Origin of the sequence: Pantoea sp. Pa-EAmG, from assembly GCF_030024295.1 — a bacterium.
In the GTDB taxonomy this organism is placed as follows: Bacteria; Pseudomonadota; Gammaproteobacteria; order Enterobacterales; family Enterobacteriaceae; genus Pantoea; species Pantoea dispersa.
In genome coordinates, this window is sequence record NZ_JASEWO010000027.1 from 12,028 (window position 1) to 35,768 (window position 23,741).

Annotated in this window: 20 protein-coding genes; 4 read left to right on the forward strand and 16 right to left on the reverse strand. The window is 57.4% G+C overall.

What is annotated here, in order from left to right; genetic code table 11:
* Positions 1 to 125 precede the first annotated feature (125 nt).
* From nrdA to yfaE, 3 genes are all read left to right on the forward strand, one after another.
* Positions 126 to 2,411: a class 1a ribonucleoside-diphosphate reductase subunit alpha gene (gene nrdA / locus QMM04_RS06060; protein ID WP_021509231.1), complete on the forward strand. Its 2,286-nt coding sequence runs from the start codon at positions 126 to 128 to the stop codon at positions 2,409 to 2,411.
* A 74-nt stretch (positions 2,412 to 2,485) separates the two neighbouring features.
* Positions 2,486 to 3,616 carry a class Ia ribonucleoside-diphosphate reductase subunit beta gene (nrdB, locus tag QMM04_RS06065; RefSeq protein WP_021509230.1) on the forward strand — a complete coding sequence of 377 codons (1,131 nt, stop codon included), beginning with the start codon at positions 2,486 to 2,488 and terminating at the stop codon, positions 3,614 to 3,616.
* 2 nt (positions 3,617 to 3,618) lie between these two features.
* Entirely contained in the window at positions 3,619 to 3,879 is a 261-nt protein-coding gene (yfaE, locus tag QMM04_RS06070; protein ID WP_059009141.1) for a class I ribonucleotide reductase maintenance protein YfaE, read from the forward strand.
* A gap of 363 nt (positions 3,880 to 4,242) precedes the next feature.
* Here the strand turns inward: yfaE and QMM04_RS06075 are convergent, their stop codons facing one another.
* Positions 4,243 to 5,439: a nicotinamide mononucleotide deamidase-related protein YfaY gene (locus QMM04_RS06075; RefSeq protein WP_059009139.1), complete on the reverse strand. Its 1,197-nt coding sequence runs from the start codon at positions 5,437 to 5,439 to the stop codon at positions 4,243 to 4,245.
* Between the two features lie 153 nt (positions 5,440 to 5,592).
* The gene (gene elaB / locus QMM04_RS06080; RefSeq protein ID WP_021509227.1) at positions 5,593 to 5,901 is read right to left on the reverse strand and encodes a stress response protein ElaB; all 309 of its coding nucleotides are present in this window, start codon (positions 5,899 to 5,901) and stop codon (positions 5,593 to 5,595) included.
* A gap of 288 nt (positions 5,902 to 6,189) precedes the next feature.
* On the opposite strand from elaB, the gene QMM04_RS06085 reads away from it, so the two are divergent.
* Positions 6,190 to 7,848: a glucan biosynthesis protein gene (locus QMM04_RS06085; RefSeq protein WP_031280040.1), complete on the forward strand. Its 1,659-nt coding sequence runs from the start codon at positions 6,190 to 6,192 to the stop codon at positions 7,846 to 7,848.
* 28 nt (positions 7,849 to 7,876) lie between these two features.
* Here the strand turns inward: QMM04_RS06085 and QMM04_RS06090 are convergent, their stop codons facing one another.
* The 14 genes from QMM04_RS06090 to QMM04_RS06155 all read right to left on the reverse strand — a co-directional run bounded on the left by QMM04_RS06090 (position 7,877) and on the right by QMM04_RS06155 (position 23,663).
* Positions 7,877 to 8,329, reverse strand: coding sequence for a GNAT family N-acetyltransferase (locus QMM04_RS06090; protein ID WP_021509225.1), 453 nt, complete (start codon positions 8,327 to 8,329; stop codon positions 7,877 to 7,879).
* 175 nt (positions 8,330 to 8,504) lie between these two features.
* On the reverse strand, positions 8,505 to 9,962 hold the full coding sequence (nuoN, locus tag QMM04_RS06095; protein ID WP_282995826.1) for an NADH-quinone oxidoreductase subunit NuoN: 1,458 nt from the start codon (positions 9,960 to 9,962) through the stop codon (positions 8,505 to 8,507).
* 6 nt (positions 9,963 to 9,968) lie between these two features.
* Entirely contained in the window at positions 9,969 to 11,489 is a 1,521-nt protein-coding gene (nuoM, locus tag QMM04_RS06100) for an NADH-quinone oxidoreductase subunit M (RefSeq protein WP_031280038.1), read from the reverse strand.
* Between the two features lie 208 nt (positions 11,490 to 11,697).
* Positions 11,698 to 13,533 (reverse strand): NADH-quinone oxidoreductase subunit L, encoded by a 1,836-nt coding sequence (gene nuoL, locus QMM04_RS06105; RefSeq protein ID WP_058775806.1) that lies wholly within the window; start codon positions 13,531 to 13,533, stop codon positions 11,698 to 11,700.
* Positions 13,530 to 13,832, reverse strand: a complete 303-nt coding sequence (gene nuoK, locus QMM04_RS06110) for an NADH-quinone oxidoreductase subunit NuoK (RefSeq protein WP_013509877.1) — start codon at positions 13,830 to 13,832, stop codon at positions 13,530 to 13,532. The genes nuoL and nuoK overlap by 4 nt, the downstream gene beginning before the upstream one ends.
* Complete coding sequence (gene nuoJ, locus QMM04_RS06115) at positions 13,829 to 14,380, reverse strand: NADH-quinone oxidoreductase subunit J (RefSeq protein ID WP_021509221.1); 552 nt, start codon at positions 14,378 to 14,380, stop codon at positions 13,829 to 13,831. Before nuoJ ends, nuoK begins: the two co-directional genes overlap by 4 nt.
* A 10-nt stretch (positions 14,381 to 14,390) precedes the next feature.
* Positions 14,391 to 14,933, reverse strand: a complete 543-nt coding sequence (nuoI, locus tag QMM04_RS06120; RefSeq protein ID WP_021509220.1) for an NADH-quinone oxidoreductase subunit NuoI — start codon at positions 14,931 to 14,933, stop codon at positions 14,391 to 14,393.
* 11 nt (positions 14,934 to 14,944) lie between these two features.
* Entirely contained in the window at positions 14,945 to 15,922 is a 978-nt protein-coding gene (nuoH, locus tag QMM04_RS06125) for an NADH-quinone oxidoreductase subunit NuoH (RefSeq protein ID WP_282995827.1), read from the reverse strand.
* Positions 15,919 to 18,642: an NADH-quinone oxidoreductase subunit NuoG gene (gene nuoG, locus QMM04_RS06130; protein ID WP_058775807.1), complete on the reverse strand. Its 2,724-nt coding sequence runs from the start codon at positions 18,640 to 18,642 to the stop codon at positions 15,919 to 15,921. The genes nuoH and nuoG overlap by 4 nt, the downstream gene beginning before the upstream one ends.
* Before the next feature lie 104 nt (positions 18,643 to 18,746).
* Positions 18,747 to 20,087 carry an NADH-quinone oxidoreductase subunit NuoF gene (gene nuoF, locus QMM04_RS06135; RefSeq protein ID WP_282995830.1) on the reverse strand — a complete coding sequence of 447 codons (1,341 nt, stop codon included), beginning with the start codon at positions 20,085 to 20,087 and terminating at the stop codon, positions 18,747 to 18,749.
* A 2-nt stretch (positions 20,088 to 20,089) separates the two neighbouring features.
* Positions 20,090 to 20,605: an NADH-quinone oxidoreductase subunit NuoE gene (gene nuoE / locus QMM04_RS06140; protein WP_021509216.1), complete on the reverse strand. Its 516-nt coding sequence runs from the start codon at positions 20,603 to 20,605 to the stop codon at positions 20,090 to 20,092.
* Between the two features lie 2 nt (positions 20,606 to 20,607).
* On the reverse strand, positions 20,608 to 22,407 hold the full coding sequence (gene nuoC, locus QMM04_RS06145) for an NADH-quinone oxidoreductase subunit C/D (RefSeq protein ID WP_097116580.1): 1,800 nt from the start codon (positions 22,405 to 22,407) through the stop codon (positions 20,608 to 20,610).
* Between the two features lie 116 nt (positions 22,408 to 22,523).
* On the reverse strand, positions 22,524 to 23,204 hold the full coding sequence (locus QMM04_RS06150; protein ID WP_282995828.1) for an NADH-quinone oxidoreductase subunit B: 681 nt from the start codon (positions 23,202 to 23,204) through the stop codon (positions 22,524 to 22,526).
* A 15-nt stretch (positions 23,205 to 23,219) separates the two neighbouring features.
* Positions 23,220 to 23,663, reverse strand: a complete 444-nt coding sequence (locus QMM04_RS06155; protein ID WP_021509213.1) for an NADH-quinone oxidoreductase subunit A — start codon at positions 23,661 to 23,663, stop codon at positions 23,220 to 23,222.
* Positions 23,664 to 23,741 lie beyond the last annotated feature (78 nt).

The window sequence follows — 23,741 nt, forward strand, 5'->3', positions numbered from 1 at the left end:
CATATTGTTGTTCAAACTTCCCGCACCCCCTATATATAGTGTTTATCCACAGGCTTACTCACAATGAGCCGCCTGTGAATAGACGGGGGATAATTTTGTATTTCATGGACAGGTAAACACGCGACATGAACCAAAGTCTGCTCGTTACGAAACGCGATGGCCGCCAGGAGCGCATCGACCTCGATAAGATTCACCGGGTGCTGGACTGGGCAGCTGAAGGGCTGAACAATGTCTCCGTCTCGCAGGTTGAGTTGCGTTCGCACATCCAGTTTTACGATGGCATCAAAACCTCGGACATTCACGAGACCATCATCAAAGCGGCTGCTGATTTGATCTCCCGTGACGCGCCTGATTACCAGTACCTGGCTGCGCGTCTGGCGATCTTCCACCTGCGTAAAAAAGCGTACGGTCAGTTTGAGCCACCGAAGCTGTACGACCAGGTAGTGAAAATGGTCGAGATGGGCAAATACGATCGCCATCTGCTGGAAGACTACAGCACCGAAGAGTTCGAGCAGATGGACGGCTTCATCGACCACTGGCGCGACATGAACTTCTCCTACGCGGCGGTGAAGCAGCTGGAAGGCAAATATCTGGTGCAGAACCGCGTCAGCGGTGAAATCTACGAGAGCGCCCAGTTCCTGTATATTCTGGTCGCCGCCTGCCTGTTCTCCGGCTATCCGCGCGATACGCGTATGGATTACATCAAGCGTTTCTACGATGCGATCTCCACGTTCAAGATCTCGCTGCCTACGCCTATCATGTCCGGCGTGCGCACCCCGACCCGTCAGTTCAGCTCCTGCGTACTGATCGAGTGCGGCGACAGCCTGGATTCCATTAACGCCACCTCCAGCGCTATTGTGAAATATGTGTCACAGCGTGCCGGTATCGGCATCAACGCGGGTCGCATTCGTGCGCTCGGCAGCCCGATCCGCGGCGGTGAAGCGTTCCACACCGGCTGTATCCCGTTCTATAAGCACTTCCAGACGGCGGTAAAATCCTGCTCGCAGGGCGGCGTGCGCGGCGGTGCGGCAACGCTGTTCTACCCGATGTGGCATCTGGAAGTGGAAAGCCTGCTGGTGTTGAAAAACAACCGCGGTGTTGAAGGCAACCGCGTGCGTCATATGGATTACGGCGTGCAGATCAACAAGCTGATGTACACCCGCCTGCTGAAAGGCGAAGACATCACCCTGTTCAGCCCGTCCGACGTGCCAGGCCTGTATGACGCGTTCTTCGCCGATCAGGATGAGTTTGAGCGTCTGTATACCAAATATGAGAAGGACGACAGCATCCGCAAGCAGCGCGTGAAAGCCGTCGACCTGTTCTCGCTGATGATGCAGGAACGTGCTTCAACCGGCCGTATCTACGTGCAGAACGTTGACCACTGCAACACCCACAGCCCGTTCGATCCGGCCATTGCGCCAGTGCGTCAGTCTAACCTGTGCCTGGAAATTGCACTGCCGACCAAACCGCTGGAAGACGTCAACGACGAAAGCGGCGAGATCGCGCTGTGCACCCTGTCCGCCTTTAACCTCGGCGCGATTGAAAGCCTGGACGATCTGGAAGAGCTGGCGACGCTGGCAGTACGCGCGCTGGATGCCCTGCTCGATTACCAGGATTACCCGATCCCGGCTGCAAAACGCGGTGCAATGGGTCGTCGTACCCTGGGTATTGGCGTGATCAACTACGCCTATTACCTGGCGAAACACGGTGTGCGCTACTCCGACGGCAGCGCCAACAACCTGACGCACAAAACCTTTGAAGCCATTCAGTACTGGTTGCTGAAAGCCTCCAACGAGCTGGCGAAAGAGCAAGGTGCCTGCCCGTGGTTTAAAGAGACCACTTATTCGCAGGGCATTCTGCCGATCGATACCTATAAAAAGGATCTCGACAGCGTATGTAATGAGCCGCTGCACCTTGACTGGGAAGCGCTGCGTGAGTCGATTAAAACCCACGGCCTGCGCAACTCTACGCTGTCTGCACTGATGCCGTCTGAGACCTCTTCGCAGATTTCGAACGCCACCAACGGTATCGAGCCGCCGCGCGGTCACATCAGTATCAAAGCGTCGAAAGACGGGATTCTGCGCCAGGTAGTACCGGAGTATGAGCGTCTGAAAGATCAGTACGAACTGCTGTGGGAGATGCCATCAAACGACGGCTATCTGCAGCTGGTTGGCGTGATGCAGAAGTTTATCGATCAGGCGATTTCATCGAACACCAACTATGATCCAGGCCGTTTTGCCAATGGCAAAGTGCCGATGAAACAGCTGCTGAAAGATCTGCTGACCGCGTACAAATTTGGCGTGAAGACCCTGTACTACCAAAACACCCGTGACGGTGCCGAGGATGCGCAGGACGATCTGGCGCCGTCTATTCAGGACGATGGCTGCGAAAGCGGCGCCTGTAAAATTTGATCGAAAGGCGCCTGCGGGCGCCTTATCGTGTCTGGGCCAGCAGCGGCTGGCCCGTTTCACTTTTGGACTTAGTCATGGCTTACACTACTTTCTCACAGAACAAAAATGACCAGCTGAAAGAGCCGATGTTCTTCGGCCAGTCAGTGAACGTTGCCCGTTTCGACCAGCAGAAATACGACATCTTTGAAAAGCTGATCGAGAAGCAGCTCTCTTTCTTCTGGCGTCCGGAAGAGGTTGACGTCTCGCGCGATCGCATCGACTATCAGGCGCTGCCGGAGCACGAGAAGCACATCTTCATCAGTAACCTGAAGTATCAGACGCTGCTGGATTCCATTCAGGGCCGCAGCCCGAACGTAGCGCTGCTGCCGCTGATTTCGATTCCCGAGCTGGAAACCTGGGTGGAAACCTGGGCGTTCTCCGAGACCATCCACTCACGCTCGTACACTCACATCATCCGTAATATCGTCAACGATCCGTCACTGGTGTTTGATGACATCGTGACTAACGAGCAGATTCTGGCGCGCGCGCAGGATATCTCGAAGTATTACGATGATCTGATCGAGATGACCAACTACTGGCATCTGCTGGGTGAAGGCACGCATCAGGTGGCGGGCAAGAGCGTGACCGTGAATCTGCGTGCGCTGAAGAAGCAGCTGTATATCTGCCTGATGAGCGTTAACGCGCTGGAAGCGATTCGCTTCTACGTCAGCTTTGCCTGCTCGTTCGCCTTCGCCGAGCGCGAACTGATGGAAGGCAACGCCAAGATTATTCGTCTGATTGCCCGTGACGAAGCGCTGCACCTGACCGGCACTCAGCATATGCTGAATCTGATGCGTACCGGTGAAGACGATCCTGAAATGAAAGAGATCGCCGCTGAGTGCCGCGACGAGTGCTTCGACCTGTTTAAGAAAGCGGCCGAGCAGGAAAAAGAGTGGGCTGAGTATCTGTTCAGCGGCGGCTCAATGATTGGTCTGAACAAGGACATTCTGTGCCAGTACATTGAGTACATCACCAATATCCGCATGCAGGCGGTGGGCCTTGATCTGCCGTTCCAGACGCGTTCGAACCCGATTCCATGGATTAACTCGTGGCTGGTGTCAGATAACGTGCAGGTGGCGCCGCAGGAAGTTGAAGTGAGCTCCTATCTGGTGGGTCAGATCGACTCCGAAGTGGGCGAAGACGACTTCAACGATTTCCAGCTGTAAGCATGAGCCGTTCCGTGATAATCCTGCGCAGCTCCGGCTCCCGGCTGGAGTGCGCAGACGAACACCCTAATCTGCTGACGACGCTGGAAGCACACAATGTGTGCGTCGAGTTTCAGTGTCGCGAAGGCTACTGCGGCTCTTGCCGCATGCGTCTGCTGAAAGGCGAAGTGGATTATGCGGAAACCCCATTGGCATTTATTCAGCAGGGCGAGATTCTGCCCTGCTGTTGTAAGGCCAGAGGGGAGATTGAGATCGAGCTGTAACCTGCCGCTACACCAAACCCAAAAGTCCTTTAATGCTGCAACATCCATACAGGTCGTCAGAGAGGTTGCCGCTTGCTGCACCGGCGTAAATCCATCCCTGGAGCCTGCCGCCGCGCCGTCCTGGCGCGGAGGCTGCTGCAAGCGGCAACCTCCCCCACGCCCTATCAGGCTTCTTCATTGCGGTAACAGAACGTCACCCTGCAGCGACACCAATGCTAACGGGAAGAGGGGATGTTGAGCTAAGCCGGACGTCACGCGGCAAGGATGCCGCGTGTCGAGGCCCGCAGGGAGCGGGTTTTGCCGTTCCGGGCGTGCTCAACTTCCCCTCTGACCTTGCTGATGATGACCGCCAGCACAATCGGGTTAGCTCTTCACCGTCTCCAGGACATCAATCCAGCCGTGACCGGTACTGACTTCACTGCCGTGCAGCCAGCGGCGCAGCATATTCATCGCCATCATCGCTACCACTTTCTGCCGGGTTTCCAGATTGTGCCGCCCGTGGGTAAATTTCACCCGCTGGCCCCAGCTGGCTTCCGGTGTGTGCAGCGCAATCGACACTTCCCCTTCCTGCAGATCGCCAACCGACAAGGCCAGCACTGTACCCTGCTGAGCGGCTAACTGACGCGTGCGCGTAACCTGCGCTTCCAGCGACTCCTCACGTGCCGGCAGCAGCTCGGCGGCGCTAAGCGGCACCTGCGCGGCGGCCAGCTGCCAGTGCAGCAACCCGGCCGTGTATTGTTCGCTCAGAGCAAGGCGGAAGCCGCGATCGTGCAGTTCCCGCGCCAGCACGGCCGGCAGCCCTTCAAAGCCTTCAAAAATGGTGCACTCGGCCAGCAGTAACTTAACCTGCTGCCACACCTGCTCCATCGCCACGCGCTGGCTGGCCGGGCCGGTCAGTTTGATCTCAATGATGGGCATCGACGAACGGTAGCCCATCACGACGCCTTCCGGCAGCGGCAGCGGTTCAAGCTCGGCGGCAATATCGCTCTCGCCGCGGCCAAAGGTGGTCAGACGCAGGCACAGCGGGGGTTCTGGCAACGCAAAACGCGCCTTAAGACGCGGAATAATCTGCTGCTCAACCATCACTTTGAACTCTGACGGCACGCCGGGGGTAAAGAATATCCAGCAGCGATTAAGCTGCAGGGCAAACCCACAGGCGGTGCCGACCGGGTTATCGATCAACTCGGCATTGGCCGGGATCTCCGCCTGCTTGCGATTACTGGGTGCCATGAGCCGCCCGCGGCTGGCAAACCAGGCTTCCATCTTCTCCAGCCACGCCTGCTGCAGCACCAGCTCGCTGCCACTGGCGGTGGCCGCTGCCTGGGCGCTGAGATCGTCGCTGGTCGGCCCGAGACCGCCGTTCACAATCAGCACGTCGGCAATCTGACTGCGACTCTGTAGCGCTTCAACCAGCGAGCTCATCGCATCGCCGACCGTACTGCGACTGGTCATCGGCAGGCCGTGCTGAAACAGCACATCGGCCAGCCACGCAGCGTTGGTATCGACAATCTGCCCATGTAACACTTCATCGCCCGTTGAGAGCATTTCGACACGTATCACGATCTTTTCTCCTTATCCCTGTGGCTTTCACTGTAGGGAGCGCGCAGGCGAAACACAATCGCCGCCGGTGCGAAATAGCGGGTTAATCGCGATGCGGAAAGGAAACAGCGGGAAAGCAGGAATCGGGCGCGACGAACATCGCGCCCACGGGGATTAACGGCGCGCCAGCAGCAGGCCAACAAACAGACCGGCAGCCGCACCGATACCAATGCCCTGCCACGGTTTTTCATGCACGTAATCGTCGGCACGATACGCTGCCTGTTTGGCACGATAGTAATAGCTGTCGGACGCCTGGCTCACGCGATTCTTCACGTCTTCCAGCGCCTGCTCGGCTTTCTGCTTCAGTTCGATATATTTCTGGTCCGCCGGATCGCCCGAGGAGCGCAGCACTTCTTCCAGCGTTTCCGTCAGCAGCGCCAGATCGTCATCAAGACGGGTTTCAAATTGATCGGTAGATGACATGTTCACAATCCTCCATGTTTAAATGCGGTGTCGATTAACTATAGTCATAAATTGCGTTTTTGCGCCGCGCCGTCATCCGCTGACTGCGCTTTTTGCCGCGCTGAACGCAAAGTTATGTCATCCGGGGCGTTGCACGCGGAATTGTGCTTCGTTTATTTGATTAATCTGATAAATTTTCAGCGGACTGAATTTTTTATTTTCGCCACTGTCGTAACCCCCTGTAGCCTGACGCTAAATGTCTTGCGACAGCCTCAATACACCCGAGCAGCTAAGGAAAAGATTTCCGGCATGAATCGTAGAAAATTTATGAAAGCGTCCATGGCCCTCTCTGCCGTTAGCGGCATGACCGGGCTCTCCTCGCTGTTTGCGCAGTCCGCCTGGGCCGATGATGGCATCGCCGACGGAACCGCCGTGCGCTTCGATTTCGATGTGCTGAAAAAGAAAGCCGCGGCGCTGGCCAAACAGCCCTGGGGCGGCGCGCCCGGCCCCCTGCCCGCGACCCTGGCCAATCTGACACCGCAGGCGTATAACGAAATTCAGTACGACGCTAACCACTCACTGTGGAACAACATCGCCGACCGCGAGCTGGATGTGCAGTTCTTCCACGTTGGCATGGGCTTTAAGCGCCGCATTCGCATGTTCTCCGTGGACGCCGCCAGCCGCGAGGCGCGGGAAATCCACTTCCGTCCGGAACTGTTTAATTATCACAACGCCAACGTGGATACCCAGCAGCTGGTGGGTAAAACCGACCTCGGCTTTGCCGGTTTCCGCGCTTTTAAAAAGCCGGAGCTGGCGCGACGCGACATCGTTTCTTTCCTCGGCGCCAGCTACTTCCGCGCGGTAGATGAAACCTACCAATATGGCCTGTCAGCCCGTGGCGTCGCGGTTAACACCTTCAGCAATGGCCAGGAAGAGTTTCCGGACTTCACCGCCTTCTGGTTCGAGACGCCAAAAGCTGAAGACACCACCTTTGTGGTGTATGCACTGCTGGACGGGGCCAGCGTCACCGGTGCCTACAAGTTCACCATCCACTGCGAAGAAAAACGCGTGGTGATGGAGGTGGAAAACCACCTGTTTGCGCGCAACGAGATTCGTCAGCTCGGTATTGCGCCAATGACCAGCATGTTCAGCTGCGGCACCAACGAGCGCCGCATGTGCAATACCTATCATCCGCAGATTCATGACTCCGATCGCCTGGCGATGTGGAGCGGCAGCGGCGAGTGGATTGCCCGTCCGCTGAATAACCCGCAGCGCCTGCAGTTTAATGCCTATCAGGATGAAAACCCGCGCGGCTTCGGTCTGCTGCAGCTGAATCATGATTTCAAAGATTATCAGGACGTGATTGGCTGGTATGACAAACGACCCAGCCTGTGGGTTGAGCCGATCGGTAAATGGGGTAAAGGCGCCATCAACCTGATGGAGATCCCGACGACCGGGGAAACGCTGGATAACATCGTCTGCTTCTGGCAGCCGGCCGAGCCGGTCAAAGCTGGCAGCGAGTTTAATTTCCAGTACAAACTCTACTGGAGCCAGCTGCCGCCGGTACGCAGCGGTCTGGCCCGCGTTGACGCCACGCGCACCGGTATTGGTGGCTTCCCGGAAGGCTGGGCACCGGGCGAACACTTCCCGGACCAGTGGTGCCGCCGCTTTGCTATCGATTTCATTGGCGGTGACCTGCAGGCGGCCGCGCCGAAAGGTATCGAACCGGTGATCACCGTGTCGTCCGGCACCTTCAAACAGGTGGAGATTCTCTACGTCGAACCGCTGAAAGGTTACCGTATCCTGTTTGACTGGTATCCGAACAGCGACTCAACCAAACCGGTGGATATGCGCCTGTTCCTGCGCACCAAAGATGAGACGCTGAGCGAAACCTGGCTGTATCAGTACTTCCCGCCACCGCCCGATCAGCGCAAGTACACCGACGACCGGCAGATGACGCCGGGCTAACCTGCACGGCGAGGCCAACACCTCGCCGTTAGTTTTTCTGCATGCCGACGTGCGGAATATTATCTTCCAGATAAACATCCGTGACCGCCCGGAAGCCCAGGCGACCATAAAAGCCTTCCAGATGCGCCTGCGCGGACAGATACACCGCCCGCTGCGGCCAGTGCTGTTCGCAGCTGTTCAGCGCCTGCTCCATCAGCCGATAGCCCAGTTTCAGGCCGCGCGCCTCTTCCGACACAATCACCCGACCAATGGTCACCGGCGAGGAAGCCAGCGCGGGCGTCAGCAGACGCGCATACGCCAGCAGTTTGCCATCAAGAAAGCCCAGCAGATGGCGGTTATCAGCCGTCAAATCCTGGCCATCTATGTCCTGATACGGACAGGCCTGTTCGACGATAAACACCTGATTGCGCAGCGCCAGCACGGTATACAGCTGCTGCGCGGTCAGTTCACTGTGGTGGCAATCAAGCCATTGCATATCCATCGTGCTTCCTTGTCTGAGCGAAAAAAGTGATCTTTACAGCCTATCACAGCGCATGCGCTAAACGCAGTGGGCAGCACGTAACAGGGGCTGACACGCGGAGCTATGTGATCAAACTCTCAAATTGCAGGCAAAAAAAATCAGGCCCGCAGGCCTGATTGTGAAGATGACGCGCTGTTTACATCAGCGGCTGGGCCAGCTGCACCAGCGTGATGAGCGGCTGCGGATAAACACCGAGCAGCAACACGAGGATAGCGGAGATCAGCACCACCACACCACCGGCGGTGAACGCCCAGTTGGCTGGAGTATCACGAGTGTGCAGTTCCGGCGGGCTGAGGTACAGGCTCACCGTAACGCGCAGGTAGTAATACAGACCAATAGCGCTACCGGCGACAACCGCCGCGGTCAGCCACCACAGATGCGCGTTAACACCAGACGCGATGACGTAAAACTTACCGATAAAGCCCAGCGTCATCGGGATACCGGCCAGCGACAGCATCATCACCGTCATCACGGCGGAGAGAATCGGACGATGCCAGAACAGACCGCGATACGAGTAAAGCGTATCCGCATCCGGACCACGGTACGGGCTCGACATCAGGCTGACTACACCGAAGGCGCCGAGGCTGCTGAACAGGTAACCGGCCAGATAGACACCGGCGGTTTCCAGCGACAGCTGATGGGTTTTCACCGCAATCAGCGCCACCAGCAGATAGCCAAGATGCGCGATAGATGAATAGCCGAGCAGACGCTTGATGTTGCTCTGCGAAATCGCCATCAGGTTACCGAACAGGATCGAGACGAAGGCAATCACACCCAGCACGGTGCGCACCGCTTCACTGTCGGTTACCGGTGCGTACATGAACAGACGCATGATGACCGCAAAGATAGCGATTTTGCTGGCGGTGGCGAGGAAGGTCGAGACCGGAGCCGGCGCGCCCTGATAAACGTCTGGCGTCCACAGATGGAACGGCACCAGCGACAGCTTAAAGCCAAGACCGATGATCATCATGCCCAGCCCGACCAGCAGCAGCGGCTGCTGAATCATGCTGTCATTCAGGCTTTTGCCGAGCTGCACAAAGCTCAGGCTGCCGGAATCGGCGTAGACCAGCGCAATACCGAAGATCAGGAACGAGGAGGCCGCAGCCGACAGAATCATGTACTTCAGCGCCGCTTCCAGCGAGCGCTTCTGACGGAAGGCGTAGCCGATAAGACCAAACAGCGGCAGCGACAGCAGTTCGATACCGATGAACAGCGCCGCCAGATGGTTGGCGCTGGCCAGCACAATCCCGCCCAGCGCAGCGATCAGCACCAGCAGATAGAACTCATCTTTGTTGTCCGGGAAACCGGCCAGCCACGGATAAGCAAAGGTGCAGGTTGCCAGACTCGCCAGCATCACCAGCGCGGTATAGAACATCGAATAGCCATCCACGCGCAGCAGCGGCGTGACATCCATGGCGCCCACGTGGCCCACAAACCACAGCGACAGCAGCGCGAGGTTAAGACCGATGACCGTCAGCGTGGCATTAACAAAGTGGTTGCGTCGCCACGCAATGGACAGCATCACCACCACCACCGTCAATCCGACGATCAACAGCGGCAGTAACGCAATCAGATGTTGAGGAGTTATTGTCATGGCGAATTACGGCCTTGTAGTTGAAATTGAAGCGGTAAACCACTGCTGAATATTGCTCATCGCAGCATGGGACGTGTCGAGGATTGGCTGCGGGTAAACGCCCAGCAGCACCAGCAGCACGACCAGTACACCGATGGTCAGGAATTCGCGCGGCGACATTCCAGCCAGCGGCTCTTTTGATTTGGCTTCGCCGTAGTAAGCGCGCTGCATCATGATCAGCGAGTACACTGAGGCAAATACCAGGCCGAAGGTGGCAATCACGATAATCAACGGCACCACCTGATAACTGCCGGTCAGAATCATGAACTCACCCACAAAGTTACCGGTGCCCGGCATACCGAGGTTAGCCACGGCAAAGAACAGCGACAGGCCCGGAATCCACTTGATGCGCGACCACAGGCCGCCCATCTGGCGCATGTCACGGGTATGCAGACGTTCATACAGCTGACCGCACAGGATGAACAGCGCCGCGGCCGACAGGCCGTGCGCAATCATCTGCACCACCGCGCCCTGGAACGCCAGCTGGCTGCCGGTGTAGATGGCAATCAGCACGAAGCCCATGTGCGAAATCGAGGTGTAGGCGATCAGGCGTTTGATATCGGTCTGCGAGAACGCCATCCAGGCGCCGTAGAAGATACCGATGATGCCGAGCCACATGGCGATCGGTGCGAACTCCGCAGACGCATTCGGGAACAGCGGCAGGCTAAAACGCAGCAGGCCGTAAGCCGCAGTTTTCAGCAGGATACCGGCAAGGTCAACCGAACCAGCGGTCGGTGCCTGGCTGTGGGCATCCGGCAGCCAGCCGTGCAGCGGCACCACCGGCATTTTCACCGCAAAGGCGATGAAGAAGCCGAGCATCAGCAGATACTCAACGGTGTGTGACATTGGCGTTTTCAGCAGCTCTTCATAGCTGAACGTCCAGACGCCAGTGGCGTTGTAGTGCACAAACACCAGCGCCAGAATCGCAATCAACATCACCAGACCCGAAGCCTGGGTATAGATGAAGAATTTGGTTGCGGCACTGATACGCGTTTTACCGTCAGAGGCTTTGTGACCCCAGAGCGCGATGAGGAAGTACATCGGCACCAGCATCATTTCCCAGAAGAAGAAGAACAGGAACATGTCGATGGCGAGGAACACGCCGATCACGCCGCCGAGAATCCACATCAGGTTGAGGTGGAAGAAGCCCTGATACTTTTCGATTTCATTCCACGAGCAGAGAACCGCCATCAGACCCAGCAGGCCGGTCAGCACCACCATCAGCAGCGACAGGCCATCCAGCGCCAGATGGAAATTAATGCCAAAGCGTGGGATCCACGACACCAGGAAAGTCGACTGCCACTGCGGCAGGCCCGCAGCCTGCGTCAGCGAATAGCCGCCCTGCAGCCACAGCTGCAGGCCCAGCGCCAGCGTCAGCCCCATGGTGATCAGGGCAATCCAGCGCGGCACCTTCGCGCCAAGGCGCTCAGCCAGCCAGCAAAGCAAGCCCCCAACAAAGGGTATAATTATTAGCCAAGGTAATAACACGGCGTACATTCCCTATTTTCGTCTTCGTTCAGGCTATCGGACGCGCCTGTTTCGCCTCGCCCGCGCGGGCAACGTTCACGTATTACTACGCGCCGGTTGCTGCGCTGACGAACACCAAACTGACTGCGTTGATCTCACCCGTGCATCAGACAATTTTGAACATTCTTACGTGGGGCGCTAAACCATCGCGCGCCCCGCTCATCAATCGTTAAATCACCAGCATCAGCGCCAGCACCACCACGGCACCGACGCTCATCGACGCGATATACCAGCGCAGATAGCCGTTCTCACTCACCACCAGACCTTTATTACCGATGCGCGACAGCAGCGCCGGCAGGTTCATCAGTGAATTGAGCGGATCGCGCTGCAGCAGCCAGGCAATGCCAAGGTACGGTTTAACAAATACCTTGTCGTACAGCCAGTCGAAGCCCCAGGCCGCAAACCACCAGGTGCCGAAGAAACGGCCCGGCGCGCTGTTGGCGATGCGGGTGACCAGCTGACGTTTGCCCAGCCACAGCGCGGCGGCAATCAGGATTCCGATAATCGCCACGGCACCCGAGGTGATTTCCAGCGCCACTTTGCCGGTTTCACCAAACTCGTTCTGTGGCAGCACGCCCGCCAGCGGAGGCGTAATCAGCGCGCCAACGAAGGTCGAGAGTACCAGCAGCACAATCAGCGGCAGATGATGCGTAATGCCTTTACCGGCATGCGCATGAATTTTCTCTTCGCCGTGGAACACGATGAAGATCATGCGGAAGGTGTAGATTGAGGTAAGGAATGCACCCACCAGACCGGCGACCATCAGATTGATGTGACCGTTAGCCAGCGCACCGAACAGAATCTCGTCCTTACTATAGAAGCCGGCGGTAATCAGCGGCAGCGCGGCCAGCGCAGCACCGCCCACCAGGAAGCAGACATACACCAGCGGGATGCTCTTACGCAGACCGCCCATTTTGAAAATGTTCTGCTCGTGATGACAGGCCAGAATCACGGAACCGGAGGAGAGGAACAGCAGCGCCTTGAAGAACGCATGGGTCATCAGGTGGAAAATCGCAGCGTCCCACGCCTGTACGCCCAGCGCCAGGAACATGTAGCCGATCTGACTCATGGTGGAGTAAGCCAGCACGCGTTTGATGTCGGTCTGCACCAGCGCGGCGAAGCCCGCCAGCACCAGCGTAATCGCACCAACGATACCCACCAGATGCAGCACTTCCGGCGTCAGCAGGAACAGACCGTGGGTGCGGGCAATCAGATAGACGCCTGCGGTTACCATGGTGGCAGCGTGGATCAGCGCGGAGACCGGCGTCGGACCGGCCATCGCATCGGCCAGCCACGTCTGCAACGGCAGCTGTGCCGATTTACCCACGGCACCGCCCAGCAGCATCAGCGTCGCCCACTGCAGCATGTGGTTGTCCGCCGCGAAGTGCGCCGGGGCCAGCTCCATCAGCTCACGGAAGTTCAGCGTACCCAGTTCGTTGTAGAGAATGAACAACGCAAAGGCGAGGAACACGTCACCGACACGGGTGATGATGAAGGCTTTCATCGCCGCTTTGCCGTTTTCCGGATTGCTGTAGTAGAAGCCAATCAGCAGGTAGGAACACAGCCCTACCCCTTCCCAGCCCAGGTACATCAGCATCAGGTTATCGGCCAGCACCAGCACCACCATGCTCGCGATGAACAGGTTAGTGTAAGCGAAGAAGCGTGAATAACCCTCTTCACCGCGCATGTACCACGAAGCGAACATGTGGATGAAGAAGCCGACGCCGGTGACCACCGACAGCATGGTCAGCGACAGACCATCCAGCACCAGGTTCACTTTGATGTCAAAGTTACCCACGTGCATCCAGGTCCACAGCGCCTGGGTAAATGGCTGCTGGCCGTGACTAAAGAAGTCCACACCCACAAATACGGTGGTCAGCGCCGCAAGGCCCACTGAACCCATCCCCACCGCAGCCGACAGGTTCTCCGACCAGCGACCACGGGAAAACGCCAATAGCAGGAAGCCAATCAGCGGAAATAATACGGTTAAATAGAGAAGATTCATCCGCGCATCTCGCTCACTGTGTCAATGTTCAGCGTCTGACGACGACGATAGAGCTGGAGCAGCAGCGCCAGACCAATACTGGCTTCCGCCGCCGCGAGGCTGATTGCCAGGATATACATCACCTGACCGTCGGCTTGTCCCCAGTAGCTGCCTGCCACCACCAGCGCCAGCGCCGCGGCATTGATCATGATCTCCAGACCGATCAGCATAAACAGCAGGTTGCGGCGCAGTACCAGCGAGGTCAGGCCGAGAACAAACAGCACAGCAGCCAGAATCAGGCCGTGTTGTAACGGGATCATGCGTGCTCCTCCTTATTGGCCGCCGCGTCTGACACGCGGTTGCTCAGCACTTCGCCCTGACGATCTTCACGTCCGATATGGAACGCCACCACCAGACCGGCCAGCAGCAGCATTGACGCCAGCTCAACCGCCAGAACATACGGGCCAAACAGACTGATGCCCACCGCTTTGGCATCGATGACGGTGCCATCAATACCCTGGTCGGTCGCGGTCAGGATGGCGTAGATCATCACCACCAGCAGCAGCAGCGAGACAATGCCCGGACCGATCCACAGCGACGGCTTCAGCCATTCGCGCTCCTGATCCTGCTGGGTTTTACCCAGGTTAAGCATCATCACCACGAACACAAACAGCACCATGATGGCACCGGCATAGACGATGATCTCCAGCGCACCGGCAAAATAGGCACCCATTGAGAAGAACACGCCGGCAATCGACAGCAGCGAAACAATCAGGTACAGCAGCGCATGTACCGGATTGGTGTGGGTGATGACGCGCAATGTCGTCAGCACCGCCACCAGTCCGCAAAGATAAAACGCAAATTCCATACCTGGCTCCTTAAGGTAATAAGCCTTTAACGTCGATCGGTTTGGCTTCGTTTTCCGCGTCGCCTTTGTCTTTACCGTCGATCGCCATACCTGCCATGCGGTAGAAGTTATACTCCGGATATTTACCCGGGCCGGAAATCAGCAGGTCTTCCTTCTCGTACACCAGATCCTGACGCTTGAACTCACCGAGTTCGAAGTCCGGCGTCAGCTGAATCGCGGTGGTCGGGCACGCTTCTTCACATAAACCACAGAAGATGCAGCGCGAGAAGTTGATGCGGAAAAATTCCGGATACCAGCGGCCATCCTGCATCTCCGCTTTCTGCAGCGAAATACAGCCGACCGGGCAGGCAACGGCGCACAGGTTACAGGCCACGCAGCGCTCTTCGCCGTCCGGATCGCGCGTCAGCACGATACGGCCACGGTAGCGCGGCGGCAGGTAAACCGGTTCTTCTGGATACATCTGGGTTTCGCGCTTGGCGAAGGCATGCATGCCTATCATCCAGATACTGCGCACTGTCGTGCCGAAGCCAACGACAATATCTTTTAAAGTCATCTCAAAACCCCTTACTGCGCGCTGTACAGAATCACTGCGGCGGTCGCCAGCAGGTTCAATAACGTCAACGGCAGACACACTTTCCAGCCGAACGACAGCACCTGGTCATAACGTGGACGCGGCAGCGCAGCACGAATCAGGATAAACATCACCATAAAGAACGCCGTTTTCAGGGCGAACCAGATGAACGGCGGCAGGAACGGACCGTGCCAGCCACCAAAGAACAGGGTGACGATCAGCGCCGATACGGTAGTAATGGCCACGTACTCACCGACAAAGAACAGGCCGAACTTCATCCCGGCATATTCGATGTGGTAACCGTCGGCCAGCTCCTGTTCCGCTTCCGGCTGGTCAAACGGATGACGGTGGCACACCGCGACGCCGGCAATACAGAAGGTCACGAAGCCAAAGAACTGCGGGATGATGTTCCACAGGTGCGTCTGGCTCTCAACGATGGCGTTCAGGTTAAAGGAACCCGCCTGCGCCACCACGCCCATCAGCGACAGGCCGAGGAACACTTCGTAGCTCAGGGTCTGCGCGGAGGCACGCATTGCACCGAGCAGCGAGTATTTGTTGTTACTCGACCAGCCCGCGAACAGTACGGCGTATACCGCCAGACCCGCCATCATCAGGAAGAACAGCAGACCGATGTTCAGGTCGGTGACCATCCAGCTCGGCGAAACCGGCACAATCGCAAACGCCAGCAGCAGCGAAACGAAGGCGATAACCGGTGCCAGGGTAAAGATGAAGCGATCGGTAAACGGCGGAACCCAGTCCTCTTTAAAGAACATTTTGATCATGTCCGCCGCCAGCTGCAGCGAGCCGCCCCAGCCTACACGGTTCGGTCCATAACGGTTCTGCCACAGGCCGAGCAGACGACGCTCGGCAAAGCTCATGAAGGCACCACAGGCCACCACCACCAGCAGGATGACAATGGCTTTCACCACCTGCAGGATGATGTCAATAACGTCCGGTGTCAGCCAGCTCATTGCGCTGCCTCCTGCAGTTTGTCAATTTGCGCACCCGCGAGGAACGGCGGTACACCCGGCATGCCGAGCGGCAGACCCACCTGCCCCGCCTGCAGTGCCGCAGAGAAGCGCACCGGCAGACGCAGCGTTTCACCGGCGCAAACCAGCTCCACGGACGCACCGTTATTAACGCCCAGCTTCTCAGCATCTGCCGGGTTGATCACCAGCGTGGCCGGCGCCATGCGTTTCTGGAAGGTTGGCGAGCGCTGAGTCATCTCTTCACTACCAAACAGCTGATAGTAAGGTGCCACGCGATACTGGCTGCCGCCCACGAAGCGTGCCGGAACCTGGCTGAACCAGTCCAGTGCACTTTCGCTGGCTTCAAACAGCCGCACGCCCGGATCGCCATGACGCAGTTTACCGCCCACTTCCGCCTGGAACTTGTTCCACGCCTGCGGTGAGTTCCAGCCTGGTGCCCAGGCAAAAGGAATCTGCGAACGCGGTGCCGACGGCTGGTTGTTACCTTCCATGGAGAAGGCAAACATGGTGTCTTTATCCTGCGGCTGACGCGGTTCGTGCACGCTGATGTTGGCGCGCGCGGCGGTACGGCCACTGGCACGATGCGGTGAACGCGCCAGTTTCTGGCCACGAATACGGAAGCTGGCGTCCGGCGCCGCATCCTTAATCCCTTTCAGCTGTGGCAGCGCCACAATCGCGGCATCAATCACGTGATCGAGCTGCGTCCAGTCAATCTGGCGGCTCTCGACGGCACTGTGCAGCGAATGCAGCCAGCGCCAGCTCTCCAGCATCACCACGCTATCGTCGTAGTAGGCCGGATCGTAAACCTGGAAGAAGCGCTGGGCGCGACCTTCATGGTTGATGGAGGTGCCGTCGCTCTCGGCAAAGCTGGCGGTGGATAGCACCAGACCGGCTTTCTCCAGCGTGGCGGTGCGTTGATGATCAACCACGATCACGTGCGCGGTGTTATGCAGTGCTGCATCGACGGTGGCTTTCGGTGCGTGACGGTAGAGATCGTTCTCCAGCACCACCAGCGCTTCCGCTTCGCCTTTGTCCAGCTGCTCCAGCGCGCTGTCCAGCGACTGGCCGCCCATCAGGCCGAGACCGAAGCTGTTGGCGGCACCGGCGAGGAAGGTAATACCGACGTCAGCACCGCGCGCTTTCAGCGCTTTAGCCACGTTGGCTGCCGCTTCAATCATTGCCGTGCTGCCCGAGTGGGTGCCGGAAATGATCAGCGGTTTTTTCGCGCCGGCCAGCGCCTGTACCACCACGTCCAGCTTGCCGTTCAGGCTGCTGTCAAAGTCGCTAACCGCCGGTGCGCTGTCATCCAGCGCGTGCGCGATGGCGAAGCCCAGGCGTGCCTGATCTTCCACCGGTGCGCGATAGCTCCACGCGGCAATATCATCGAGACGGGTTTCATCAACGTTAGTGACAAACAGCGGATGTTTGGCGTGCTGACCAATGTTGAGGATGGCGGCGATCTGCCAGTCCGCAACTTTCTGAGCGGCGGCCATTTCGCGTGCTTTGCCTTTAACGGCCTGACGCACCGACAGCGCCACGCGGGCACCAACCTGAGTCAGGTCTTCACCCAGCACCAGCACGGCGTCATAGCTTTCAATTTCACGCAGCGATGGCGTGTAGATGCCGCCCTGCTGCAGCACTTTCAGCATCAGCTCAACCCGCGCCTGCTCAGCTGCCGGCATACCGGTTGAGAAGTTTTCTGCGCCCACCAGTTCGCGCAGCGCGAAGTTGCTTTCGATACTGGCGCGTGGCGAACCGATACCGATCACCTTCTTCGCCTGACGCAGGATATCCGCGGCGGCATTAACCGCCTGCTCTGCGTTCAGCGTGATGCGGTCGCTACCGCGCAGCTGTTCCGGATGACGCGGACGATCTTTACGGTTTACGTAGCCATAGCCGAAACGGCCACGGTCGCACAGGAAGTAGTGGTTCACCGATCCGTTGTAGCGGTTTTCGATACGACGCAGCTCGCCATAGCGCTCGCCCGGGCTGGTGTTACAACCTACGCTGCACTGCTGGCAGATGCTGGGCGCAAACTGCATATCCCACTTACGGTTATAGCGTTCAGAGTGGGTTTTATCGGTGAACACGCCGGTCGGGCAGATTTCTACCAGGTTACCGGAGAATTCGCTCTCCAGCGTGCCATCTTCCGGACGGCCAAAGTAGACGTTGTCATGCGCGCCGTACACGCCAAGATCTTTGCCATCGGCGTAATCTTTGTAGTAGCGCACGCAGCGGTAACAGGCGATACAGCGGTTCATCTCATGCGAGATAAACGGCCCGAGATCCTGATTCTGATGGGTACGCTTGGTAAAACGGTAGCGACGGAAGCTGTGTCCCGTCATTACCGTCATATCCTGCAGGTGACAGTTACCGCCCTCTTCGCACACCGGACAGTCGTGCGGGTGGTTGGTCATCAGCCACTCCACCACGCTTTCACGAAACTCTTTCGCTTCGCCATCGTCGATGGAAATAAAGGTGCCGTCCGACGCCGGTGTCATGCATGACATAACAAGGCGACCGCGGGTATCTTCGGCATTCTGGAATTGCTTCACCGCGCACTGGCGGCAGGCTCCCACGCTTCCCAGCGCCGGATGCCAGCAAAAATAAGGAATATCAAGGCCCAGAGAGAGACACGCCTGCAACAGGTTGTCCGCTCCGTTCACATCATATTCTTTACCGTCTACATGGATTGTAGCCATAGTGAACATGCTTCCGTAAGGCTCGCCCTAAGACGAGCGTTAAACATCTAATTCTGTCCCCCAAGCCGGGTCGGCTCAGGGTGAATTCCGTGTACGGCGGCTGATTACCAGCGCGCTTTCAGCAGGTTGGGCTGAATACCACCGATCGATCGGGTATTACCAAACACCTGCGGCGCAATGCCGGCTTCAAACTCTTCACGGAAATATTTAATCGCGCTCTGCAATGGCTCAACGGCACCTGGTGCGTGGGCACAGAAGGTTTTACCTGGACCGAGCTGGCGGCAAAGCTGCTGCAGGGTTTCGATATCACCCGGCTGGCCTTTTTTCTGCTCCAGCGCACGCAGGATCTTCACGCTCCACGGCAATCCATCACGGCATGGCGTACACCAGCCACAGGACTCGCGCGCAAAGAATTCTTCCAGATTACGCACCAGCGAAACCATGCCGATTTCGTGATCGACCGCCATCGCCAGTGCAGTACCTAAACGGCTACCCGCTTTACCGATGCTGGCGAATTCCATTGGCAGATCAAGATGCTGATCGGTCAGGAAGTCGGTACCCGCACCGCCTGGCTGCCAGGCTTTGAATTTCAGGCCATCGCGCATGCCACCGGCATAATCTTCCAGAATCTCACGCGCGGTGGTGCCAAATGGCAGTTCCCACACACCTGGGTTTTTCACGCGGCCAGAGAAGCCCATCATTTTGGTGCCGGTGTCTTCGCTGGTAGAGATATTTTTGTACCAGTCAACGCCGTTGAGGAAGATCGCAGGCACGTTGGACAAGGTTTCCACGTTGTTAACGCAGGTTGGCTTGCCCCATACGCCCGCACTCGCCGGGAATGGCGGCTTAGAGCGCGGATTCGCGCGGCGGCCTTCCAGCGAGTTGATCAGTGCCGTTTCTTCACCGCAGATATAACGCCCTGCGCCGGTGTGCACGATCAGCTCAAAATCGAATCCGGTGCCGAGAATGTTTTTACCGAGGTAGCCGGCTTCGGTGGCTTCGGCAATCGCGCGACGCAGATGAACAGCTGCTTCGATGTACTCGCCACGCAGGAAGATGTAGCCACGGTAAGCTTTCAAGGCGAACGCACTGATCAGCATGCCTTCCACCAGTTGGTGCGGCATCTGCTCCATCAGCAAGCGGTCTTTATAGGTGCCCGGCTCCATTTCATCGGCGTTACACAGCAGGTAACGGATGTTCATGGATTCGTCTTTCGGCATCAGGCTCCATTTCAGGCCGGTGTTGAAGCCTGCACCACCACGGCCTTTCAGACCGGAGTCTTTCACCGCCGCCACGATTTCATCCTGGCTGAATTCTTTCAAGGCTTTTTCCGCACCGACATAGCCGTTTTTACTGCGATATTCATCTATCCACACTGGCTGCTTGTCGTCGCGCAGACGCCAGGTCAGTGGATGTGTTTCCGCAGTACGAATGATCTGTTTAATGGTCATTGATACTGCTCCAGCAGGTTGGCGATGCCTTCCGGCGTCAGGTGAACGTGGGTATCTTCATCCACCATCATGGTCGGGCCTTTGTCACAGTTGCCGAGGCAGCAGGTTGGCAGCAGCGTAAAGCGGCCATCCGGCGTGGTTTGTCCTGGCTTAATGTTCAGGTTCTGCTCCAGCGCCGCCTGAATGCCCTGGTAACCGGTGATGTGGCACACCACGCTGTCGCAGTAGCGAATCACGTGGCGGCCAACCGGCGTACGGTAGATCTGGCTGTAAAACGTCGCCACACCTTCTACGTCGCTGGCCGGAATGCCCAGTACCTCAGCAATCGCGTTGATGGCACCGTCCGGCACCCAGCCGCGCTGCTTCTGCACGATCTTCAGCGCTTCAATCGACGCCGCGCGCGCATCTTCATAGTGATGTTTTTCATGCTCAATAGCGTGGTGCTCGGCCTCGCTCAGCACAAAGACCTCAGTCGGGTCGATGGTTTGAATGGCAATTTTTTGATCGTGCATAATTAGCGGTCCACGTCTGACATAACAAAATCGATACTACCGAGGTATACGATCAAGTCGGATACCAGGCTGCCGCGGATCACCGATGGGATCTGCTGCAGGTGCGGGAAGCTTGGCGTACGCACGCGGGTGCGGTAGCTCATGGTGCTGCCATCGCTGGTCAGGTAGTAGCTGTTGATCCCTTTGGTCGCCTCGATCATCTGGAAGGATTCGTTGGCCGGCATGACGGGGCCCCACGACACCTGCAGGAAGTGAGTGATCAGGGTTTCGATGTGTTGCAGCGTGCGCTCTTTTGGCGGCGGCGTGGTCAGCGGGTGATCTGCTTTGAACGGGCCTTCCGGCATGTTTTTCAGACACTGTTCCAAAATACGCAGTGACTGCCACATCTCTTCCATTTTCAGCTGAACGCGGGTGTAGGCATCACTGATGCCAGCGCCAACCGGGATCTCGAAATCGAAGTTTTCATAGCCTGAGTATGGACGCCATTTACGCACGTCGAAGTCCAGACCGGTGGCACGCAGGCCAGCGCCGGTGGTGCCCCACGCCAGTGCTTCATCCATGTTGTAGGCGGCCACACCTTGTGAACGGCCCATCAATACGGTATTGCGCAGTGCCGCTTTGTCATACTCTTTCAGACGCTTTGGCATCCAGTCGAGGAATTCACGCAGCAGACGCTCCCAACCTTTCGGCAGGTCATGTGCCACGCCGCCAATGCGGAACCAGGCGGGATGCATACGGAAACCGGTAATCGCTTCGACCACGTCATAAATTTTCTGACGGTCGGTAAAGGCGAAGAACACTGGCGTCATTGCGCCGACGTCCTGAATAAAGGTGGAGATGTACAGCAAGTGGCTGTTGATGCGGAACAGCTCAGACAGCATCACGCGGATCACGTTAACGCGATCCGGCACGGTGATACCGGCCAGTTTTTCTACCGCCAGCACGTAAGGCATTTCGTTCACGCAGCCGCCGAGATACTCGATGCGGTCGGTGTACGGAATGTAACTGTGCCAGGACTGACGCTCGCCCATCTTCTCAGCACCACGGTGGTGGTAACCGACATCCGGTACGCAGTCGACGATCTCTTCGCCATCCAACTGCAGGATGATACGGAATGCACCGTGCGCAGAGGGGTGGTTAGGACCCAGGTTGAGGAACATAAAGTCCTCATTGGTGGTACTGCGCTTCATGCCCCAGTCTTCAGGCTTGAAGGTCAGCGCCTCCATCTCCAGATCTTCTTTCTGTTTGGTCAGTTCGAACGGGTCGAACTCAGTGGCACGCGCCGGGTAATCTTTACGCAGCGGATGGCCTTCCCAGGTCTGCGGCATCATGATGCGCGTCAGGTGCGGGTGACCATTAAAGGTGATACCAAACATCTCCCAGGTTTCGCGCTCATACCAGTTGGCATTGGCGAAGATTTTGGTGATGGTGGGCACATTCAGATCGTTTTCAGACAGCGCCACCTTGAGCATGATGTCGCGGTTGCGTTCAATCGAAAGCAGGTGATAGAAAACGGAAAAATCCGCGGCGGGTAAACCGGCGCGGTGGGTACGTAAACGCTCATCGAAACCGTGCAAGTCATACAGCATGACGTACGGCTTTGGCAGCTTACGCAGGAATTCGACAATTTCCAGTAACTGTTCACGTTTCACCCAGACGACCGGAATCCCGGTGCGGGTGGCCTGAACGGTAAAGGCATCCGGCCCAAAACGGTTACGCAGCTCGCCGACCACTGGATCATCCAGATGGTCGCGGGTTTGCCATGCAGGCTGAGCGAGATCTTGCGTGGTTAAATCTGTCATACGTTACTCACCATTCCGGCCTGTAATCAGGCACTCAAAAGAAGGCGTCAGGATGGCGGCACACACTACGTTGTCATTATCTGCTGCGGCCGTGGCTCCATCCGTGTACGGGGTGCTTAAACTTCGTCTGGGGTTCTCAGGTTGGTGACGGCAATACGCTCACCACGCTTTCTTTCACGCTCAGACTGCATATTGGCGCGATACACGCCCTGATCGCCAACCACCCACGAGAGTGGACGACGTTCTTTGCCGATGGACTCACGCAGCAGCAGCAGCGCCTGCATGTAAGCTTCCGGACGTGGCGGACAACCCGGGATATACACATCAACCGGCAGGAATTTATCGACACCCTGCACCACCGAATAGATGTCATACATACCGCCGGAATTGGCGCAGGCCCCCATCGAAATCACCCATTTCGGTTCCAGCATCTGGTCATACAAACGCTGAATCACCGGTGCCATTTTGGTAAACGGCGTACCGGCGATCACCATAAAGTCAGCCTGACGTGGCGAGGCGCGCATTACTTCCGCACCGAAACGCGCCACATCATGTACTGCGGTGAATGACGTGGTCATTTCCACGTAGCAACAGGAAAGGCCGAAGTTATACGGCCAGAGAGAGTTTTTACGACCCCAGTTCACCATGTCATGCAGGGCGTGCTCGAGCTTGCCCATATAGACGCTGCGATGAACGTGCTGCTCCAGAGGATCGGTAACAATCTCCTGTTTCTGCAGCGGATAGCGATCGTTATCACCGCCGCCGTTCGGGTCTACGCGTGTCAGCGTGTAGTCCATCTTATTGCCTCGCTTTTACTGCTTATGAGGGTTGGTGTGACTGTGGCTGACCGGGCTCGATTTGACGACTACGCGACGACGCGCAGGCGCCCAATCCAGCGCACCGATGCGCACCAGATAAACCAGGCCTGCCAGGAGCACCAAAATGAAAATTGCGGCTTCGACAAAGCCGACCCAGCCGCTTTCGCGAATGGAGGTCGACCATGCGTATAGATAGAGGGCTTCGACGTCGAAAATGACGAAAAACATCGCAACCAGATAGAATTTTGCCGAGAGGCGGATATGGGTATCACCGACGGATTCGATACCGGATTCAAACGGCGTGTCTTTATGGCGCGCGCGTGCACGTCCACCTAACAACCAGCCACCGGTTAACATAAAGGCACACAGGCCAAACGCGATAACAATGAAAACAATAAACGCCCAGTGATGAGCGATGACTTCTGTGGTTGTTGACATACTCTTTGCTTACTCATCAAAAGTGGCGATGGCATCCTGCACTGTCGCAGCAAACACACCACATCGATTCAAGGGAAG

What these genes read in the sequence shown, in the direction of transcription:
- nuoH (WP_282995827.1), bottom strand. Translation starts at nt 15,922, where the DNA reads ATGAGCTGGCTGACACCGGACGTTATTGACATCATCCTGCAGGTGGTG.
- QMM04_RS06090 (WP_021509225.1), bottom strand. Translation starts at nt 8,329, where the DNA reads ATGGATATGCAATGGCTTGATTGCCACCACAGTGAACTGACCGCGCAG.
- nrdA (WP_021509231.1), top strand. Translation starts at nt 126, where the DNA reads ATGAACCAAAGTCTGCTCGTTACGAAACGCGATGGCCGCCAGGAGCGC.
- QMM04_RS06085 (WP_031280040.1), top strand. Translation starts at nt 6,190, where the DNA reads ATGAATCGTAGAAAATTTATGAAAGCGTCCATGGCCCTCTCTGCCGTT.
- nrdB (WP_021509230.1), top strand. Translation starts at nt 2,486, where the DNA reads ATGGCTTACACTACTTTCTCACAGAACAAAAATGACCAGCTGAAAGAG.
- nuoJ (WP_021509221.1), bottom strand. Translation starts at nt 14,380, where the DNA reads ATGGAATTTGCGTTTTATCTTTGCGGACTGGTGGCGGTGCTGACGACA.
- nuoN (WP_282995826.1), bottom strand. Translation starts at nt 9,962, where the DNA reads ATGACAATAACTCCTCAACATCTGATTGCGTTACTGCCGCTGTTGATC.
- QMM04_RS06155 (WP_021509213.1), bottom strand. Translation starts at nt 23,663, where the DNA reads ATGTCAACAACCACAGAAGTCATCGCTCATCACTGGGCGTTTATTGTT.
- nuoK (WP_013509877.1), bottom strand. Translation starts at nt 13,832, where the DNA reads ATGATCCCGTTACAACACGGCCTGATTCTGGCTGCTGTGCTGTTTGTT.
- elaB (WP_021509227.1), bottom strand. Translation starts at nt 5,901, where the DNA reads ATGTCATCTACCGATCAATTTGAAACCCGTCTTGATGACGATCTGGCG.
- yfaE (WP_059009141.1), top strand. Translation starts at nt 3,619, where the DNA reads ATGAGCCGTTCCGTGATAATCCTGCGCAGCTCCGGCTCCCGGCTGGAG.
- nuoE (WP_021509216.1), bottom strand. Translation starts at nt 20,605, where the DNA reads ATGCACGATCAAAAAATTGCCATTCAAACCATCGACCCGACTGAGGTC.
- nuoL (WP_058775806.1), bottom strand. Translation starts at nt 13,533, where the DNA reads ATGAATCTTCTCTATTTAACCGTATTATTTCCGCTGATTGGCTTCCTG.
- nuoI (WP_021509220.1), bottom strand. Translation starts at nt 14,933, where the DNA reads ATGACTTTAAAAGATATTGTCGTTGGCTTCGGCACGACAGTGCGCAGT.
- nuoC (WP_097116580.1), bottom strand. Translation starts at nt 22,407, where the DNA reads ATGACAGATTTAACCACGCAAGATCTCGCTCAGCCTGCATGGCAAACC.
- QMM04_RS06150 (WP_282995828.1), bottom strand. Translation starts at nt 23,204, where the DNA reads ATGGACTACACGCTGACACGCGTAGACCCGAACGGCGGCGGTGATAAC.
- nuoG (WP_058775807.1), bottom strand. Translation starts at nt 18,642, where the DNA reads ATGGCTACAATCCATGTAGACGGTAAAGAATATGATGTGAACGGAGCG.